The organism is Alkalicoccus luteus (assembly GCF_052061695.1).
GTDB classification, from domain to species: Bacteria; Bacillota; Bacilli; order Bacillales; family Salisediminibacteriaceae; genus Alkalicoccus; species Alkalicoccus luteus.
In genome coordinates, this window is the sequence record NZ_JBPZEY010000005.1 from 213,213 (window position 1) to 231,941 (window position 18,729).

General features: G+C 51.3%; 13 protein-coding genes. 4 read left to right on the top strand and 9 right to left on the bottom strand.

Going from position 1 to position 18,729, the window contains the following annotated elements:
• The first annotated feature begins 94 nt into the window (after positions 1-94).
• Positions 95-382 (top strand): hypothetical protein, encoded by a 288-nt coding sequence (locus ACSZLD_RS08785; protein WP_377909530.1) that lies wholly within the window; start codon positions 95-97, stop codon positions 380-382.
• A 150-nt stretch (positions 383-532) separates the two neighbouring features.
• Here the strand turns inward: ACSZLD_RS08785 and ACSZLD_RS08790 are convergent, their stop codons facing one another.
• The gene (locus ACSZLD_RS08790; protein WP_444684947.1) at positions 533-1,411 is read right to left on the bottom strand and encodes an ROK family protein; all 879 of its coding nucleotides are present in this window, start codon (positions 1,409-1,411) and stop codon (positions 533-535) included.
• 405 nt (positions 1,412-1,816) lie between these two features.
• On the opposite strand from ACSZLD_RS08790, the gene htpG reads away from it, so the two are divergent.
• Positions 1,817-3,700: a molecular chaperone HtpG gene (gene htpG / locus ACSZLD_RS08795; protein WP_444684948.1), complete on the top strand. Its 1,884-nt coding sequence runs from the start codon at positions 1,817-1,819 to the stop codon at positions 3,698-3,700.
• Positions 3,701-3,897: 197 nt separating this feature from the next.
• Here the strand turns inward: htpG and ACSZLD_RS08800 are convergent, their stop codons facing one another.
• The 4 genes from ACSZLD_RS08800 to ACSZLD_RS08815 form a co-directional block, all read right to left on the bottom strand.
• A complete protein-coding gene (locus ACSZLD_RS08800; RefSeq protein WP_444684949.1) occupies positions 3,898-4,467 on the bottom strand; it encodes a hypothetical protein in 570 nt (189 codons plus the stop codon).
• A gap of 247 nt (positions 4,468-4,714) precedes the next feature.
• Positions 4,715-5,569, bottom strand: coding sequence for a hypothetical protein (locus tag ACSZLD_RS08805; protein WP_444684950.1), 855 nt, complete (start codon positions 5,567-5,569; stop codon positions 4,715-4,717).
• 11 nt (positions 5,570-5,580) lie between these two features.
• The gene (locus ACSZLD_RS08810) at positions 5,581-6,012 is read right to left on the bottom strand and encodes a hypothetical protein (RefSeq protein ID WP_377909525.1); all 432 of its coding nucleotides are present in this window, start codon (positions 6,010-6,012) and stop codon (positions 5,581-5,583) included.
• Between the two features lie 64 nt (positions 6,013-6,076).
• Entirely contained in the window at positions 6,077-7,411 is a 1,335-nt protein-coding gene (locus ACSZLD_RS08815) for a YvbJ-related protein (protein ID WP_444684951.1), read from the bottom strand.
• 172 nt (positions 7,412-7,583) lie between these two features.
• Between ACSZLD_RS08815 and ACSZLD_RS08820 the strand changes: the two genes are divergently transcribed.
• Positions 7,584-8,483, top strand: coding sequence for an LCP family glycopolymer transferase (locus ACSZLD_RS08820; protein ID WP_444684952.1), 900 nt, complete (start codon positions 7,584-7,586; stop codon positions 8,481-8,483).
• Between the two features lie 85 nt (positions 8,484-8,568).
• On the opposite strand, the gene ACSZLD_RS08825 is transcribed toward ACSZLD_RS08820, so the two are convergent.
• Both ACSZLD_RS08825 and ACSZLD_RS08830 read right to left on the bottom strand, forming a co-directional pair.
• Complete coding sequence (locus ACSZLD_RS08825) at positions 8,569-9,033, bottom strand: hypothetical protein (protein ID WP_444684953.1); 465 nt, start codon at positions 9,031-9,033, stop codon at positions 8,569-8,571.
• Positions 9,034-9,319: 286 nt separating this feature from the next.
• A complete protein-coding gene (locus ACSZLD_RS08830; RefSeq protein WP_444684954.1) occupies positions 9,320-9,790 on the bottom strand; it encodes a competence protein ComK in 471 nt (156 codons plus the stop codon).
• A 409-nt stretch (positions 9,791-10,199) separates the two neighbouring features.
• Here ACSZLD_RS08830 and ACSZLD_RS08835 point away from each other — a divergent pair, with 409 nt between their 5' ends.
• A complete protein-coding gene (locus ACSZLD_RS08835) occupies positions 10,200-10,688 on the top strand; it encodes a sigma-70 family RNA polymerase sigma factor (protein ID WP_444684955.1) in 489 nt (162 codons plus the stop codon).
• Between the two features lie 394 nt (positions 10,689-11,082).
• Here the strand turns inward: ACSZLD_RS08835 and ACSZLD_RS08840 are convergent, their stop codons facing one another.
• Positions 11,083-12,159, bottom strand: a complete 1,077-nt coding sequence (locus ACSZLD_RS08840) for an HD-GYP domain-containing protein (protein WP_444684956.1) — start codon at positions 12,157-12,159, stop codon at positions 11,083-11,085.
• A gap of 573 nt (positions 12,160-12,732) precedes the next feature.
• A complete protein-coding gene (locus ACSZLD_RS08845) occupies positions 12,733-18,615 on the bottom strand; it encodes a pullulanase (RefSeq protein WP_444684957.1) in 5,883 nt (1,960 codons plus the stop codon).
• Positions 18,616-18,729: the final 114 nt, after the last annotated feature.

An 18,729-nucleotide genomic window follows, 5' to 3' on the forward strand; every position in this document is an offset into this window, starting at 1 on the left:
ATAATAAAGGACAAAGTCGGATGAAAAAAGGTTCATATTTCATGAATCTCATGGTACAATAGAAACACCTTAGACACAGAAAGGAATGAACGATTTGGCAAGACTCCGATCTTTCCGGGGCGACTTCTACGAAGGCACGCTCGTGATTCTCGATATTGAACGCAGCACACCTGATGACACATACTATTCCGGAGTCCTGCTGAACGAAAACAATGAACCGGCTTTTGAATGGGTGCATGCGGAAGATCCGCGGATCGTGCACGGACATGAGAGCCACATGTACGTCAGTCCTTATTTGAAAGAACTCGGCGGGCGCGTCGGACTTGGTACAAAGCTGAGGCAGATTCTTGAGCAGGAATCGCTTCCGACCGAAACACGCTAGCCGGACGGAAAAAAGCGAACCGAGCTGGTGCTTCAAGCATTTGCTATGCTCCGCTGTTAATGAAGCCGGTTATGACCGCTTTCCTCTTTCCTGTTCGACAAAAAAGCATCGGGAGCTCCCGATGCTTTTTGACTGCCAATTTCCGTTCAATTACACGCGGATGAGCCGGTGCAGAACAGCTGCGCCGATGACACCCGTCGTGCGTCCGAGGGCAGCGGTGCGCAGATCAACGGAATCGGCGGCACTTTTGTACACTTTAGCTGCTACGGCCTCCTTGAGCTGGGTCATAAAGTAAGGAGCAGATCCAGATACCCCTCCTCCAATCACAATACAATCCGGGTCCACCGTATGAAATAAGTTAGCCAGACCGCGCGCAGTGTAATCCACCCACTCGGCGACCAGCGCCTCCGCCGTTTGATCTCCGCCGGAAGCAAGTGAAAACAGTTCCGGTGCCCCGCCGCGAATTCCGGCTGCTTTTGCCTGTTTGCCGAGAGCGGTGCCTGAGGCAAGCGACTCCCATGATCCATTATTCATACCAGGCTGACGAGGCCCGTTATCGGCGATAATCATATTGCCTACCTCACCGCCGTTGCCCCGGAAGCCGCCGACCAATCTGCCATCAATGATCAGACCTGCTCCGACTCCGGTGCTGATCGTGACGTAGGCCATGCTGCCTGCACCCCTTCCGGCACCGTGAAGCCACTCTGCCGCTGCTGCTGCGTTTGCATCGTTTTCCATTAATACGGTTCGTCCGCTGATGGACTCGAGCGATGCTTTAAACGGAAAGCCGTGCCAGCCGGGCAGATTGGGCGGATCGAGAAACATGCCCTCTTTCGCCTGAAGCGGTCCCGGAGCAGCGACACCGAGGCTGCTGCTTTCCCAAGTCGTGATTGTGCCGGCAATCCAGCGGACAGCCTCCTCCGGATCGAACGGCGTTTTGATTTGCTCAAACGCGGTAACGTGCCCCTTCTCGTCTACACATGCTGCGCGGATAGACGTTCCTCCAATATCAATTCCGATCTCCTGCATGCCCCCACCCCTTCTCGCTGCTTTTTCTTTTCAGCATACTGGATTTATGCACAAAAAAATACCTTAAGCTGGGCAGGCTTAAGGCAAGAGAGTGAGTGCGGAGCTGGGCTTCTCCAGCACCCGAGGGGTAAGACAGTGGATATGGTGGCTGCGTAGCCCTCATATTCGCTTGTCATCAGTATAAAACAGAGTAAAATTTCATGCAGACTGCATAATCACTCAAAAAAGCCGATTACCCGGCGCATACATCCCCTTTTCAGCCTTAAGCGCCAATAATATTCATATAGGAATATTATTTTCCAACGTTTCGCTAATTGACACACTGGCTGGAATCAGTAAAATAGAAGGTGGATTAGCACTCTCTGTGTTAGAGTGCTAAAATTGCAGCGAAGGAGCGGATCCACCATGACAAAGAAAGAATTTAAAGCCGAATCGAAACGGCTGCTGGAGATGATGGTCAACTCCATCTATTCTCAGCGGGAAATTTTCCTGCGTGAGCTGATTTCAAACGCCAGCGACGCCATTGATAAAATGTACTACCGCGCGCTGACAGACGACGCGATTGCTTTCAATCAAGATGACTTCTTTATTCGGGTGAGCGCCGATAGAGACGCGCGTACGCTGACCATTGAAGATACCGGCATCGGCATGAACGAAGAGGAATTGGAACGAAACCTCGGAACGATTGCGGAAAGCGGCTCGCTTGCGTTTAAAAAGCAGACGGAAACCGAAGACGGCCGGGACATTATCGGCCAGTTTGGCGTCGGCTTTTACTCCGCCTTTATGGTCGCAGACCACGTAACCGTTGATACGAAAGCAGCCGGCCAGACGGAAGCCTTCCGCTGGGAATCCAACGGCACGGACGGCTATACGATTGAACCTGGATCGAAAGAATCAACGGGTACTACTATTACCATTAAGCTGAAAGAAAACACTGAAGACGACTCATACGATGAGTTTCTCGAGGAATACCGACTGAAGCAGATTGTGAAAAAGTACTCTGACTTTATCCGCTATCCGATTGTCATGAACGTGACGGTTCATGAGCCGAAGGACGAGGAGAGCGAGGAGACGGTTGAGAAGCAGGAAGAGCAGACCATTAACAGCATGGTGCCGATCTGGCGCAAGGATAAGGCCGAATTAAGCGACGAAGATTACGAGAACTTTTATCACGAAAAGCACTACGGCTTCGATAAGCCGCTTCGTCACGTGCACATTCATGTCGACGGCACTATCCGCTACAGCTCCATTCTGTATATTCCGGAAACGACGCCGTTTGACTACTACTCCAAGGAATTTGAGAAAGGACTGGAGCTCTATTCCAGCGGTGTCCTGATCATGGAAAAAAGCCCGGATCTGCTTCCGGACTATTTCAGCTTCGTGAAAGGAATGGTTGATTCCGAGGATCTTTCCCTGAATATTTCCCGGGAAATGCTCCAGCACGACCGCCAGCTGAAGCTGATTGCTAAAAACATTAAAACGAAAATCAAAAAAGAACTGCAGAGCATGCTGAAAAATGACCGTGAAGCGTACGAAACGTTTTTCGAATCGTTTGGACGCCAGCTGAAATTCGGCGTCTACAACAACTTTGGTCAGGATAAAGAAGATCTGCAGGATCTGCTTCTCTTTACATCATCCAACGAAAACAAGCTTGTCAGCCTGAATGAGTACGTGGAACGTATGCCGGAGGAGCAGAAATACATCTACTACGCTTCCGGAGATTCTGTCTCCCGCCTGGAGAAGCTGCCGCAGGCCGAGCTTGTGAAAGACAAAGGCTTTGAACTGCTTTACTTCACCGAAGAAGTGGATGAGTTTGCCATTAAAATGATGCGTGAGTTCGCCGGCAAGGAATTCAAGTCCGTTTCAAGCGGCGATCTCGGCCTCGAATCTGATGAAGAAAAGAAAGAAGCCGAAGAGACAGCGAGCGAGCATAAAGAGCTGTTTGCAGCCATGAAGGAGCAGCTTGGCAGCGCCGTGAAAGACGTGCGTCTCTCCAATCGCCTGAAGTCGCATCCGGTCTGCCTGACTGCGGAAGGGGAAGTAACCATTGAAATGGAGAAAATCCTTGCGCAGATGCCGGAGAACCAAGGCGTCGAAGCGGATAAAGTACTGGAGATTAACCACCAGCATGACGTTTTCGCTTCGCTGAAGCAGGCATACGAGCAGGATGACAAAGCAACCTTTGAGCTGTACACGAACCTGCTTTACAACCAGGCCCGACTTATTGAAGGCCTGCCAGTCGAGGACCCGGTTTCCTTTACGAACGACGTCTGCAAAATCATGAAATAGTCAGGTGAAACCTGCCCCGCTGCGCGCAGCGGGGTTTTTGGTGCAGGATCGCAGAAAGAAACGTAAGGTGCCTTAAACACAGTGGCAAAAGAAGCTTTCGGCACCAGCCGAAAGTCGTTCCCTCAAATCCTCCAGTTCGCTCAAATCCCGCCTGCGGAGACGATCATTAGAAAGATGGACAGAGGTAAGATTTAGTTTTAAGACAACTCCTCCAACATGTCCCTTAGTTCGCCTTCATTATCGGATAAGAACTGATAAATTTCTTCATCATACAACTCCATAGCTTCATCATACGGAATAGCAACACGGTTCTGAACGCGGAAAAAAATTTGTTCATTATCGAATGTTTTAGATTCTCTCAAGTATTCCGTAATGTCAGCTATGATTTCATGCTGGCCTTTAACAGCTTCCTCATGCAAACTATAAGACTCTTCAAAGCGCGATGGTGGGGTAGTTGCCTCCCAATTTGCTAAGAGGCTTTCGCTACGCTTTAAAACATCTTCAGCCGCCTCATGTGCTTCTGAAGAAGTCTCTAGCAAATCGATAAACAGCACATTCATGAAATCTTCCAAGACGAACCGCGACTCATCCATCATATCCAGGTATTCATAAACAAAGTCCACCTCGCTTTGAACGTCTGCTTCTGCATTGTTTCCGCAAGCACCAGTGAATAAGAATAGTAACCCTGCAATAATGATAGCGAACGCTCTCATCTTCTTCACCCTCTTCAATTTTTTAGCACATATGGTTCTAGTTCCTATTTTCATGAAGTTACACTGCTGATTCTTATCCGAACTCAAACAACGACTGACTTCCTCCTAATTTCATCCCTTTAGATTTGCTGTATAACTTTGGCTTTCGATTCGAGCAGCTTTTTTAAAACACATGATAAAAAGATATTTCAATTATTTTATTGTGTACCTCCCACGGATAAGCAACTATTAAAAAGCTTGTTTTAAAATATTTATGCGACATAAGAAAGCCATGATGTAAGACTTCGTTGACAACGTTCGCTCAAATCCCGCCTGCGGAGACGATCATTAGAAAGATGGACACAAGGACAATCCAGCCGCGCTGGCGCTTTTCCGGCGATCGGCGGCGGACGCTCACGAGCCACAAAAACAGGTAGCCTAAAAAGAAGACGAGTGCAGCTGTAAAAAGAACGTCCCAGCCGCCGGTAAAGCCAGTGCCGGCCGACGTCAGCAGCATGCCTGCCATCGTTGTCCACACCGGCAGCCGGTAGTCGAATCTCCGCTTTTGCACCATTCCTTTTCCGAGCCTTACGATCGTCCAGGTAAAGCCTGCGAGCAGGAAAAACACGCCGGTTTCTTCTACGACGCCAAACAGATACGAGGCAATGAGCAGCACCGATGCAGGAAGTGCATAGCGCAGCACTTGATTGCGTACACGCTGGTCTTCCCGGTGAGAGGCTGAGGCGCGAAAAAATTCGCTGTTCTCTTTTCCTCCTGTTTCCGCAGCTGCAAGCAGCTCATCACTGCGCCCCTGCTCTACCATTGAAACGATATCTTCGCTGCGAAGCCGGCTGCGGAAGATGCGCCGATCCGCCCCATGCTTTAACAGCAGATACACGGCTTCGGCGTTTTCCGCATGTACGGCATAGACGAGCAGCGTCGGGAAACCGCCGACAGATAGATCCGGATGCACGTCCTTACGCTGCAAAAAGGTGTCCAGTCCTGGCATATCGCCAAGCTCCAGCAGCTCTTTATACGTTTGTCGGTCTGCTTCTGCAGCTTCCGTCCATTCGTGATCGGCGCAGTAGCCAAAACCGGGATGATCTGTTGCAGCTCCGGCTGCATTCGTACAAGCGGTCTTGTCCTCGCGGATATACCGGCACCATTCCATCGCCATTCACACCTCCTTTAGCCTGTCTCTTCAATTGCACGCCCGGTCTCCAGCTGCCACAACGCGACAAGCAGGGCCGCAGTCAGGACGCCGGTAGCATTCAGCATAATATCAAGCGCATACGCTTCGCGCGTAAAAAACTCCTGCAGCACTTCCACGACCGCTACACCCAGCAGCAGCGTAACGAGTGCATCAAGCTTCAGTCCGACCCAGCGAAAAAACAGCAGTCCGAGCAGAAATGAACTGACGACGTGCGCCACCTTTGAAAGCAGCAGTCCGCCGCTGTGGCGCAGTGCCTCCACATAGTCAGTCGACCAGAAATACTCCCAGGACACATGTCTTGTGAGCGTAAATGCGACATGCTGGTCATAGATAAGACGTGTGGAGCTTTCTGTCCACATACCGATTAAAAACAAAGCCAGCCAAATAAAAAAGTAAATACCCCTCAATCGTCAGCTCCCTTTCGACCGCCGCTGCCGGCGGTCTTTCCAATAGATGGTATTAGCATACGCGCTAGCTTCCGCTCCAGTCAAACACTTCTTCACGCCGCTGCGGATCGTCCGAATGAAAGGACTCCGGCCCAAGATCTGCGACCCATCCGACGAGCCAGCGCTTCGTTTCCTCATTAAATTCCAAGTGTACAATACCAGTCCGCTCTGAGCTGCTTTGCTCGACCGCTTCACCGTGCCGGTACCACGTATCGTTTCGCTCTAAATGAAACGGAACCCGGCCGATCCAGACACCTTCTGTTTCGAAGACTTCTGCCTGCTTGGGATCGGTTTCCAGCAGCAGCTCATCGGTCTTGCGCATAAACCCTTGCGCCCGCCGGATCCGCATCTCTTCTTCGATCGCACGGCGAAGGGAATCCTTCACGTTTGTGAGCTGATTTTCATCGTTTCGCGATTCCGCTGCTGCGACACCCCACACATACTCTTCAAACGTCGCGGCTAAATGAGAGGCAAGTTCTGCGTCAGCCTCCAGCGTGCTCACATCCGGATTTTCGTCCACGACGACCGTGTCTCCACTTGCTGCACGGCCGTCAGGAAACTGGCGGGCCGCTTCGATCGTAAAGCTTTCATCAAACGGAAACACGGCTTCTGTCGAAAGCCGGTGGTCCACTTCCTGCCCTTCTCGCCGAATCGTCAGCACCGCACTGTCCGGCACTTCCAGGTCGAGCGGCCCCGCGCCCGGCTCCAGCTCCACTACCGCTGTCTCCGGACCTTCAATCGTTACTTCCGTTGACTTGTCGACACTCGCATACTCGCCCTCAAAGGAAAGCGCCGCTTCATAAATGCCGGGCAGAACCGGTCCGTATAATGCGTGTACATCTTCCGATATCGTCATAGCAGTTCCGTTTTCCATCGTTACCTCCAGCCCGACAAAGCCGCCGGTCGTAAAAAACGGCACCGGCGCTACTTCAATCGAATAGCTCGAGAAAAAATTACCTTCCCGTACGACCCGCCACGGCTCATCCTCGGCCATTTGCGCACCTTCTCCTACTGCCTCTGCCTGTTCATACAGGTCAGCAAAAATCTGACTGCCTTCCTGCTGTAAGTATAGCGTCACAGGAGCTGCTTCTTCCTCGGTGAACGGTTCTTCCCCACCCTGCATAACCATTAGTGCAGCTACCCGCTCGACGTCCCCCTGCTGCACCGCTTCCTCCAGCTCTGCAATGGTTTCCTCCGGAGGATTGCCGGCTGAGAGCAGCTGCGGCACTCCGATAAATAACAGCACCCCTGCACTCACCGCCCCGAAACTTACCCACTGCGCTGTCTTCTTCTTTCCGTACCCGCATCCGCTGCACACCCGTTCCTTCCGTTCCGATCCACAAACCGGGCAGTCTTCCATCTCCGTCACCGCCTTCCCGGCAGCCGCACTGCCTTCGTCTCATTCTATACCCGCTTTTCATTAATTTGAGTCAAAAAGTCCTTGCTTCTGTTCGCAATAACGAATACAATAAAAACAACTAATCGTTCTTTTTAACGAACATTACACAGTCTATAGAGAAAGAGGGAGTCCGATGAAAAAACTAATGCTGCTTCTCGTCATTCCGTTTCTGGTCGTTGTCATTGGTGTTGTTGGAATGGGCGGATACTTGTATTATTCGCTGCAGCGGACCGTTTCTGCCGAGATGCAGGAAGGACTCGAGCGCTATCAGTCTCCCCACCGCTACGGGGAAGTGCAAGATGGAGACCCGCTGTCCATCTTGTTTATCGGCGTAGACGCCGAGGACGGAGAAGCAGGCCGAAGCGACACGATGATCGTCGTCACGCTCAATCCAGACAAGGGCTCGTACTACATGGTCAGCATTCCGCGTGATACGCGCACCGACATCGTCGGGCACGGAACCGTCGATAAGCTGAATCACGCCTATGCGTTTGGACGTGAAGAAATGACGGCGGCTTCCGTCGAACACTTTCTTGATATTCCAATCGATCACGTGCTTTCTGTCAACATGACCGGTTTTCAGGAAATGATTGACCTCGTCGGCGGAGTTACCGTGCAAAACGAGCTTGACTTTCAGTATAACGAACACGTTTTTCGGACAGGGGAAATGCACTTGGACGGGGAACAGGCACTTGCCTATACGCGGATGCGGAGCGAGGACCCCCGCGGTGATTTAGGTCGTAACGACCGGCAGCAGCTAGTCATCCAGGGCCTCTTGCAGGAGGCTGCGTCGATTCAGTCGATCACCAAAATTCCCGGTTTTCTCGATATTGCCGGCGATCATATCCGCACAAACATGGATATGGGGGACGTCACGACACTGTTTCAGCATTACCGTCCCGCGCTTGATACGAAGGAACAGCTTGCGATTGAAGGGACAGGAGATACGATCGAGGGCGTCTGGTATTTCATAGTCGATGAAGCCGAACAGGAACGGATCTCCTCTGAACTAAAACGACACATGGAATTATAACTAAAAAGCCTTCAGCCGCTTCTTTTCAGAAGTAGTTGGGGGCTTTTCCGCTTCGACAAATACCGAATAGATTTCAACGAAGCCGTTATAAATGGTTTTGCAGCATGCTTTTGTACTCGCGAAGCAGCTCTCTGGCACCTTCAACGGAGGAACCGTCACTTTCAAAAATGATTTGTTCATCCTGTTTTTTTATTTCCTCTAATGCAGAAGCGATCACATGTAAGTCATCCATCTTTTCTCCACTGTCTAGTAAAGCGCGTACCTCTTCCAGCAGTGCTAAAATGCTCCCGACCAGTTCGCTTGATTCTTCGTCATACAAAAGCGCATAGTGCCGCGATGCGTTGATTGCACTGTGAAATATCTCGAAGTCTTCCTCTTCAATGGCAAGACTGAAAAGCTCCATGTGAAAACTAAACTGATGGACTCGATTTGCATCATGAAGCTCCTTCCTGTCCATTTCGCTTTGATGAGCATCGTACCACTGATAGCTAACGAAAGAAGTGACTAGTAGGAGAATAATAATCGATGTAATGTATAGTCTCTCTTTCACGGTACACCTCCAAAATTAATTAACATACTTTCTGTCAAGTGACAACCTTGCTACTTACTCGTGCGTGTTTTTGGCAGCTTCCTTAGATTTGTTTATTAGAAGAGATATCCAACTATTTCCTTTTAAACTGTACAGGAAACCATTTTCCGTGTTAACGGCCAATAACGACTCTTGTTTCATATGATGCAGTTGATTCTGCAACTAAGGGATGGCCGGCCAAAGACTCTCTCTTTTCAGCAAAAAAGAACCGTTCCCCTTACATAACGGGAACGGTTTTTCTGTCTGTTTAATTTGCCGCTTGTGACGACTGCATAAAGCGAAGCAGATTATTGGTTCGATTGAACTGTTTTTCGGCGGTGTGCAAGGAGATATTCAGCGGCATCCGCGTTCCGTTCCATGTGATAGCTGTAGCCAGCTTTTCAGGCAGCGGCTCTTCTGTAAACATGGAAATGTGAGACGTAAACACCCAGGCACACTCATGCCGATTGGGGGAATGGGTTGGAAAACAGGCGGTATCTCTCCCGTTAATAACGACGGGCACCCGCTTTTGATAATTAAGCATGTTACGGGCAGCATCGATCCTGCCTTTATACGTGGCATACCCCTGGCGCCAGCAGTTCTCCTCAATAATCTGCAGAGGCGTCTGGTAGACGTGGAGCGTTCGTGTTGTTTCCTGAACGATGGTGCCTCCCTGCTCGTGTACGGCAGGTGTCAGCATCTGAGTATCACATGTAATCCTATATCTGTTCGTCTTCATCGTCTACTCTCCCTGTTTGATTAATAGCTGCATACAAAGTGTGATGATAAAATGAAGTGGAGACAGCAAATTAAACGATTGGTTCGTGCCTCATTCCTTTCCTCGGTCACGCCTCCCGTCCTCAGGAGCCCGTTTTTCTTTCTTGCTCAAAGCAAATTAACCCAAGACTTTATGACTAATTTTGCTTCTTTTTTATCATATACGATCAAAAAATGAATATCAATTCATTTTTCATATTTTTTCTAATTTTTCTTTCAATTACCTAATTAACGTGATGTTACACCTCCAGATTCATGACGTTTCACCAGACAAACTCCCTCTTCACCGGGAAGAATTGCTTTTTATTTCCGCCTACACTGGGTGTACCGCGGAATACTTGAAGGTGCGCACCTTCCACTGGTTGTGCAGCATGCAGTTTGACGACGTACTGGAACAGTTTATGCCAATGATTAAAGGATGCATCAGCCGCTGGCGGCTCTATGGGGAGCTGGAGGAGTTTGAACAGATCGGACGAATTGCGCTGCATGAGGCGTGGGAGAAATATAATCCGGAAAATGGACCGTTTGCGCCGCTTGCGAAAAGCTATGTGTACGGCCGGATCCAGCAGGAGCTGACGCGGCAAAACCGCCGGCGAGAGCGGTCGGTCATGCTGGAAAACGATCACCTGCTTCCGGATCAGGAGGATACAGCAGGGCTCATCTGCCTGCTCAGTTTTCTCCAGTCCCTCCCGCTGTCCGGACGCGAAATGGACTGGCTTCGCCTTTATGTCATGGAAGGAAGCGGGCCGAGTGAAATTGCCGAACGCATGGGAGTCTCCGTCCATACGGTAAAAGGCTGGCGCAAGCAGGCCCTGCAGAAATTACGGACGCTCGCCCGTGAGCAGAAGCTGGAGTGGTAGCCATCCAGAAGCGCCTGTCTCCGCTCGATCTCCCTCTTCCGTCTTCCCCGGGACCGGGCAAAGCTGCTCTCTTTTAAGTCGATATGTTTATACTGGGCCTGCCTTGCAATGGGACGAAAAAAGACCGCCACTATGGCGGTCTTTTCATGCGGCTGCTCAGGAAGAACTCCGGGGAAGCGGCTGTATGTACTGGCTGTATGCTTATGTATGTCGGCAGCGTGTAAAGAGGATATTAATAACGGTCATTGGTGCTGGTCTATCCCTTCGGATCTGCCTCCCCGGTGCCCGCTCTTCCGAACTTGAAGGGAAGTTCTTCCTGAACACCGCATCACTTCGTAAAGTATAGCACTCTCTTTTACTGCTGTCAGCCCGTTTTTCCGGATTTGCTATTTTCTCACTTTTCCCACGATCGCCGGTCCGCTACGTCCAGGATGGCAAGTCCGCTCCCGCGCAGGTTGAAGGCGTCCTGTCCGACAAGTACAAGCGGATGCTCCAAGTCGTCAGGAAACAATTGAATAATCGTTCCGAGGCGTCCGTCTGATAAATAAACATCTGCCCCCGTATACAGCTGCAGCATTTGTGCCGTAAACGGCAATCCAAACCGACTCGACAGCTTGCCGGAGAATATATCCTCTGTCACAATTCGCAGCGCTCTGAATGGAGACGATTTTTTCTGATAGCTGCGGTCGGAAGAGACCGCGTCAAACACGTCGGCTACGGCTACGATTAAACCTGCTGCAGATAGGTCTTCTCCTTGAAGCCCCCGCGGATACCCGCTGCCGTCCACGCGCTCATGATGATCGAGGACACCGTCGTGAATCATGCGCGGCACCTCTCCGTTTTTTTTGAGAAGTGCCACGCCGAGCTGCGGGTGCTGCTTCATTTTCTCAAATTCTTCCGGCGTGAGCTTAGCCGGCTTTTGAATGATTTCTTTCGCAATTTGCAGCTTGCCGATATCATGGTAAAGTCCCGCTTTACCGATCTCCATCACCAAATCGTGCGGAAAATCAGCCAGCCGGGCGATCAGGGCAGAAAGCATGCCGACGTGAATGCTGTGTCGGTATGTATAATCGCTGTGCCCCTGAAGCTGCTGCAACACAACCAGCATCGAACCGCTTGCAAGCGCCTCTTCTGCGAGCTTTTCAAATTGATCCGAACATGCTGTCAAATCGATATCAGTCCCATCTGCTGCCGCCGCAAATACCCGCTTGATTTCCTCAAATTGCTGTCTGTATGCCTGTACGAAACGGCTGTACCGCCCTTCCCACTTCTGTTCAAGCTGCTCCAGCACCGACGCTTGGCCTCCAACGGCAATCCGGCTGATGCCATGCTGAAAAAGCAGCTGGATGTGAGCTGCTGTGACGACGGTTCCCTCTTTCAGCAGAAGCGTTTTATGTTTCGAATAAACGTCTTCGGCGAGCTTGCAATCAAGCGCCCGGCACGCTTGACGATGAATATAGACCCATTTCATTTGTATGATCACCTCTTCTAATTATATTAAATCAGATTCACAGCTTCATTTCCATGATTCATAACAGGACTTTTATCTAGTTTTTTATGCAAAATGGCTCACTCACCATACATGTACGTATGTTTCACAGCGCAGAAATTACGATAGTCGGGTATCCGCAGCTTGTCCGTTTTCTCTGACGCAAAGTGAAAGGGATGCAAAACATTGAGCAGCTGATTGCAGATCGCCCTACGTCAACACTAGTCAGGCAAAAGATTCTTTTCTAATAAGAGCGTTTTGCTTTTTGGCATGCAGCAGTTCCGGCTGCATGTTCTCGCTGCATCGTGATCAGGAACAATAAAAGATGCGAAAGACGTTCTCACCGTTATTCCGATCTGTTGCGTGGCGTAACGCCGACCTACTGTTGTGTTCGATTGAGACAGCGTTCAACGCTTTTCCATGCCGCAGGGAAGCTTAGCGCTGTGTTGACGTAAGAGCTTCCACCACCAGACTGCCGGGCACACGCACGAGAAGGCCCTCCGCATCAATACGGAGGGCCTTCGTCTATCTATTTAGTGGGGGGGGGAATAGATATCAGTCTTCGTCGCTGAGGATGCGTTCTGCCTGCTCCTTCAGCTCCTGTCTTGCTTCTTCCTCGACATGACGCTCTGCCTGGCTGGAGTTCAGCCTGTCAACGTAGCGCTCCGTAAAGGAACGTGCCTGATCAGATCGTCCTGCTTCCTGATGGTGCACAGCTTGTCTTGCCGTATTGGAAAGTTGTCCGCGCATCGGGCCGCTAATATAGCCCTCATCGATATACGCATCCGTTTTTCCAGAAAGCTCTTGCATTTGCTGCAGCTTTCTCTCTTCCGGATCGAGCTCATCAGCCGGCTCTTCGCCGCCAGTCTGCACGATGACCGCTGTGAGCGGATCGATCGTCAGCGACTCTTCCGTCAGGTTAAAGCCGTTCGGCTCCGCGACTTCTGTCACACCGGCTTCGTCTGCATCCGCAAGCACGATGCCGTCCGTCAGATCCATGTCGAGCGTCAGCGTGCGCTCACTGTCGTCTGCGTTAATGAAAACGTGGTACGCTGCATCAGATTCTGAATCTTCCGCCCGGTAGCCGATCAGAAGATCTTCGTCACCGATTTCCGGTGCGTCGATGAAGGACACGTGCTCATCGATCGCATCCATCGTGCCGTGACGGAACGCATCCGTGGAACGGCGCAGTTCGATCATACCGGTCATCATTTCACGCGTCATACTGTTCAGCGGGTACGCCTCTTCGTTCGTGGCGAGCTCCCAGTCAAACTTGTTGATTGCATCAGTGGAATCGTACGAATCATGGATAAAGTATGGATATTCAAACGGATTGCCGTCTGCATCCTCCATGTATGTCGACTTGTACGGTGCATCTTCCTCCGCTACCGGTCCGATGAAGTCATCGTCACGGAACTGCTTCGTCCGGCCAAATTCCTGACCGCCGTGCACGAAGGCTGTGCCCTGCGCCGTCATCACCATCGCATTTCCTAAACGGATGCGCTGATGAATTTCCTCCTGATGGTCTTTTGGATCTTTTTGAATCGACTGGGCAATCACGTCGTGCAGCGTCAGGTTGTCGTGCGCTGCGATATATGGAACGACGTCACCCGGGTTCGTTGCCGTAAAGTTGGACGGATTCGCCGTTACGTTGTTGTAAATCCGCTCAATATCACGCGCGCCGCCTGTAATAAAGCGCGGCTCGCCTTCACTGCCGAAGCCGGACTTGAGCTCATTACGGAAGTCATCTGAGAAAGACCCGACGCTTTCCGTATATTGCATCCACTGCTGGTCAGCCGGCTGCACGTCCGGATCAGTTTCATCTCCGACGTACGTCACCCAGCCTTCGCCGATCATAACGACGTTCGGATTCACTTCCTTCGCTTTGTCATAGGCGATTTGAATGCTCTCGGCATCGTGGTCGCCCATCATGTCAAAACGGAAGCCGTCCACTTTAAATTCTTCAACCCAGTACATGATCGAGTCGACCAGAATTCGTCGTGACATCTCATGCGTCGTGCCGAGACGTCCGCCGCCAAAACTGATGCGGGACGTGCCGTCAGCGTCCATGAAGTGGTAGTAGTTTGGCTCCAGGTCCTCGAAAATGTGCTCGCGGGCCGTATGGTTGTAAACCACATCGAGGATCACACCCATATCGCGTTCGTGGATTTCATGGATCAGATTCTTAAATTCTTCGATCCGCTTTTCTGCATCTTCCGGATCTTCAGAATACATGCCCGTCAGCGAGAAATAGCTGTGCGGGTCGTAGCCCCAGTTGTAGTTCGTCTGGGTCGATGCATAATCAAGCATCCGCTCATCTGCCGCAAATTCATTGGAGAAGAAATAACTCATCACCGGAAGCAGCTGTACGTGTGTTACGCCAAGCTCCTCCAGATAGTCGAGCCGCTCTGCGAACGCTGAGAACGTTCCGAACTCACTGTCCAGCTCGTCTTCAATAGACGGGTCAGACGTGAAATCACGGACGTGCAGCTCGTAAATGATCGCATCCTCGCGCTTTTCAAAGCCGTCAATCTCGGCGAAATCGAGATCCGGTCCGATCGCAGATGGATCGACAATCGCTGCTTTGCCGATATAGGCATCATCAGCGCCGCTGTCCCAGGCTGCCATCGACGGTGCGTATGGATCAAGCGCTTCAACGGTTTCCCCGTCACGCTCAATCATGTAGTGATAGTAGTAACCGGTATGATCCGACACGCCTGTTGTACTTTCATCAAGCGTCACTTCCCAGACGCCTCTGTCCTGACGCTCCATCGCCACATCATCACCGATGACATTGTCTTGATCGTCTTTGTCATAGAGACGAACGGAGACGTCATCTGCGCTTGGCGACCATACTTTCAGCGTAACGGAGCCATCCTCGTGCAGCTCGGCACCGAGATCACCGTCATAGCTGTAAAGCTCATCTTTCAGCTGCCAGCCGATAATCGCCTGTGCTGTACGTTCGTTAAACGTAATCGTAAACGGCGCTTGTTCCAGATCAAACGATCCGTGCAGGGAGACAACTGTATCGCTGTCGATTGTCACGCTATCAAAGGAAACAGCCTCTCCGTTGCGGTCTGTAATTGTCAGTTCTTCCATAAGCTGCTCTTCCGTCAGACCGCCCGTGCCGCTGAAGCGGACTTCAATCCGCTCATCTGACACGACTTCGGCGCTCTGCACGCCGTCCATCATGACGTAGTACGGGTTGTTAAATGCCTGATCGGTGCCTGCTTTCACAAAAATCTGGTTGGATCGCTCCAGATCGCTGTAGCTCATGTCTGCCGACTGATCTCCAGATTCCTGATTTAAAAACAGGAAGCCGATTTCTTCTGCATTTTCGGCAAGCTCAATATCGGCATACAGACCGTAGCGGCCTTCGCCGGCAAACGGCGTTGCACCTGTAGGCCAGTCGTCAGACGGGCTCAGCGTATCTTCAAAGTGCCAGATGCTGTCATAGTCGTAGCTGTCTTCGCTATAGTAATGAATCCGCACTTCATCGTCGCCGATGTCAGCCGGTTCCGCAAGCGAATAACTGCCGTCTTCGTACATCCAGATTTCATTCATGTCTTCGTGAATCAGATCGACGTTCACGTCACCGGTGATGTTTTCGCCGCCGGTGTTGTTCACGAGCATGCTGAGACGGTCTGCACCCGGCTCAAGCTCAATGTCGTAATAAGGACCGAAGTCGGACATGCGATCTTCACTGAAGCGCTGCTCGCCAGGCCAGCTTGCATTCTCTTCAGATGGAACCGCAGCGCCGTCCCAGTACCAGACGCCGAGAGATGAAATGTTTCTGTCACCCGCATCAAAGTGTACGCGCAGGTGATCCTCCGGAATGTCGCTGTCTTCAGATGGTGTGTCCGCACCTTCACCGTCTGTGATCGTGCCATTTTCTGTCGTCAAAAGAACCGTTCCGCCGTCCGCAGGTGCCGGAATCGTCATCGTGAGCGTTCCGTCATCTGCCGTGACGCTTTCACCGGAATACGCATCCGTGACGACTGTATCTGCTTCCGTCGTATTCAGCGTCACTTCCTGTGCATCGTCTGCGGTGTTCAGTCCGACGAAAACATTTTCTCCTTCGTAGGCGCGCTCAAAGACGAGGTAGCCTTCATCGTCAGATCCTGCGGTTTCCGAGCGGGTACCTCGGGCAAACAGCTCCGAATGCTCGCCTCGGAAATCAAGCAGCTTTGTGTAATGCTCGTGGAACGGATTGCCTTCCACGTCATTCCAGGCAAAGTCATAGCGGTTGTCATACTCCGGCCAGTTATCGTCGCCCGACTGCCCGAGCTCCTCACCGTAGTAGATCACCGGCTGCCCTTTTGCTGTCATCTGCAATGCAGAGCCAATCATCAGCGCCTCTTCGCCGTGATTGTAGAGGAAACCTTCCTCATCATGGCTGCCAAGAAACTGTCCGAGAAGCGCAGCACTGTCCATGCCTTCATTTCGTTCAATCAAATCATTGTTCACGGATTCCATATCACCGCGTGCAAAGTCACGGGCGCTGTTTTTAAACTCAAAGTCGAGCAGGGAATCCATCGTTCCCGTCCGCAGGTAACCGTGGTCGTTGTTTTGACCTGCGCCCCACGATTCACCGATCATCTTAAAGGACGGATCTTTTTCTGTCAGTTCATTTTTAAAGTGCTGCCACGTCGTGTCATCGACGTGCTTGACCGTATCGACCCGGTAGTAGGAAATCGCGTTTCCATTTTCTGTCGTCGAACGGTCGAGCCACGCTGTCTGCCAGTCGACGAGCTGCTCACGTACTTCCGGATTCTCCGTTTCAAAGTCCGGCAGGCCGGCAAGCTCCATCGTTAAATCATCGCTGCCTGGGTTATCACGGATCATGCCGTCAAAACGTTCGACAATCTCCTCATCCGGATAGCCGTCCGGCGCTTCGTCTTCCGGCAGCGCATCTTCTGCTTTCACTCCGTAACCAGGATGGTTCAGCACAACGTCGACCATGATTTTCATGTCACGCTCTGCCGCTGCGTCGATCAGCTCGTGAAATTCTTCGAGCGTCCCGAGGTGCGGATTTAGCTCTTCAAAGTCGCTTGCCCAGTAGCCGTGGTAGCCAAAATAGTTTCCAGCTTCTGCATCCCACTCCACGTCATGTGCGATGTTTTCCACGATCGGCGTGATCCAGACTGTGTTAACGCCGAGATCATCCAGGTAGTCCAGGTTCTGCGTGACACCGGCAAAATCGCCGCCCTGGTACGTGCCTCGCGGATTCTCGTCATCGTACTGGCTGTAGTCCAGTCCGTACGGATCGTTGTTGTCCGGGTTGCCGTCGTAAAAACGGTCTGTCAGCATGAAATAAATCATCGCTTCGTCCCAGTCAAACTCGCCTTCTGCTTTCTCACGTGCCGCTACTTCAACCGTTGCACTGCCCTCGTACACGCCGCCCTCTTCGTCAACTGCGCGAATCGGCAGCTCGTACGTGCCCGGCTCCGTGTCATGGGTCGCTGCGATCGTCACGCGGTTTAATTCCGTTGAGACATTCAGCTCGCTGCTTCCGCCAAGCTGGCTTGCGTCAATTGATAGCTCGTCTATTTCCACATCGCTGTTGTTCTCGATGTCGATGTCCACGATCGCGTTTTCATCATAATGAAAAGCACCGTCAGCCGACCCGGAAACGGCAATGTCGTACTCGCCTTCCCTATACTCACGCTCTTCCTCTTCGTGTGCCACGTAGTACGGATTCGTGTAAACCGTATCGTCTCCTTCACGCATAAAGATCTGGCTGTGCACGTCGCGCTCGTTGAAGTTGAGATCGTCCGTTTGGTCACCCGTCTCCGTATCAACTAACAGAAAGCCAAATCCATTAGCGCTTGACTCAACGTCTATATCAATATAAGAGCCGTATTCTCCGGTCTGATCGTCAGAAAAACGCAGCGCGTCATCCAGCCAATCATCAAAGGAATGCGCTACACCGCCCCAGCCCCAGAAGCCCATCGGCTCAACCGTATCACCTTCCGGCTGGTAATGGAGCCTTACCTGATCATCAAACTCAATCGGCTCGTAGTAATATACGTGCTCATCGTGTGAAATCCACACCTCGTCCATTTCTTCTGCGAGGATGTCGATTGTAATATCATCTTCTGACACATTATTTCCGTCGCGGTTATTGATAACAAGGCCTAATTCTTCAGTTCCTTCTTCAAACTCTATGTCAACGTAGGCGCCGTAGTCGGTCGTCCCGTAGTCCGAAAACCACTTTCCTTCCGGCCATTCGCCAGGCATTTCTTCTACACCTTCTCCAAAAAACCACAGTCCAAGTTCCGCTACGTCGAGATCCCCATAGTCGTAATGGACGCGAAGGCTGTTCGTGTCCTCTGTACTCTCTTCTGCTGTCACTGCCGGTGCAAATGACGAGAATACGCTTAGTCCCATCACCCCGGCCATCATCGTTGCCATTCGTTTCGTTCTTCGTTTATACACGCTCTTCTCTCCCCTCGTGAATAAGTGACCCTGTACCTGTCGTCTTACTCAGCCCCTTCCTGCACGTTTTGAATCCGGACGTGCAACGTTGTGCAAGTTGCGAAAACGTTTGCA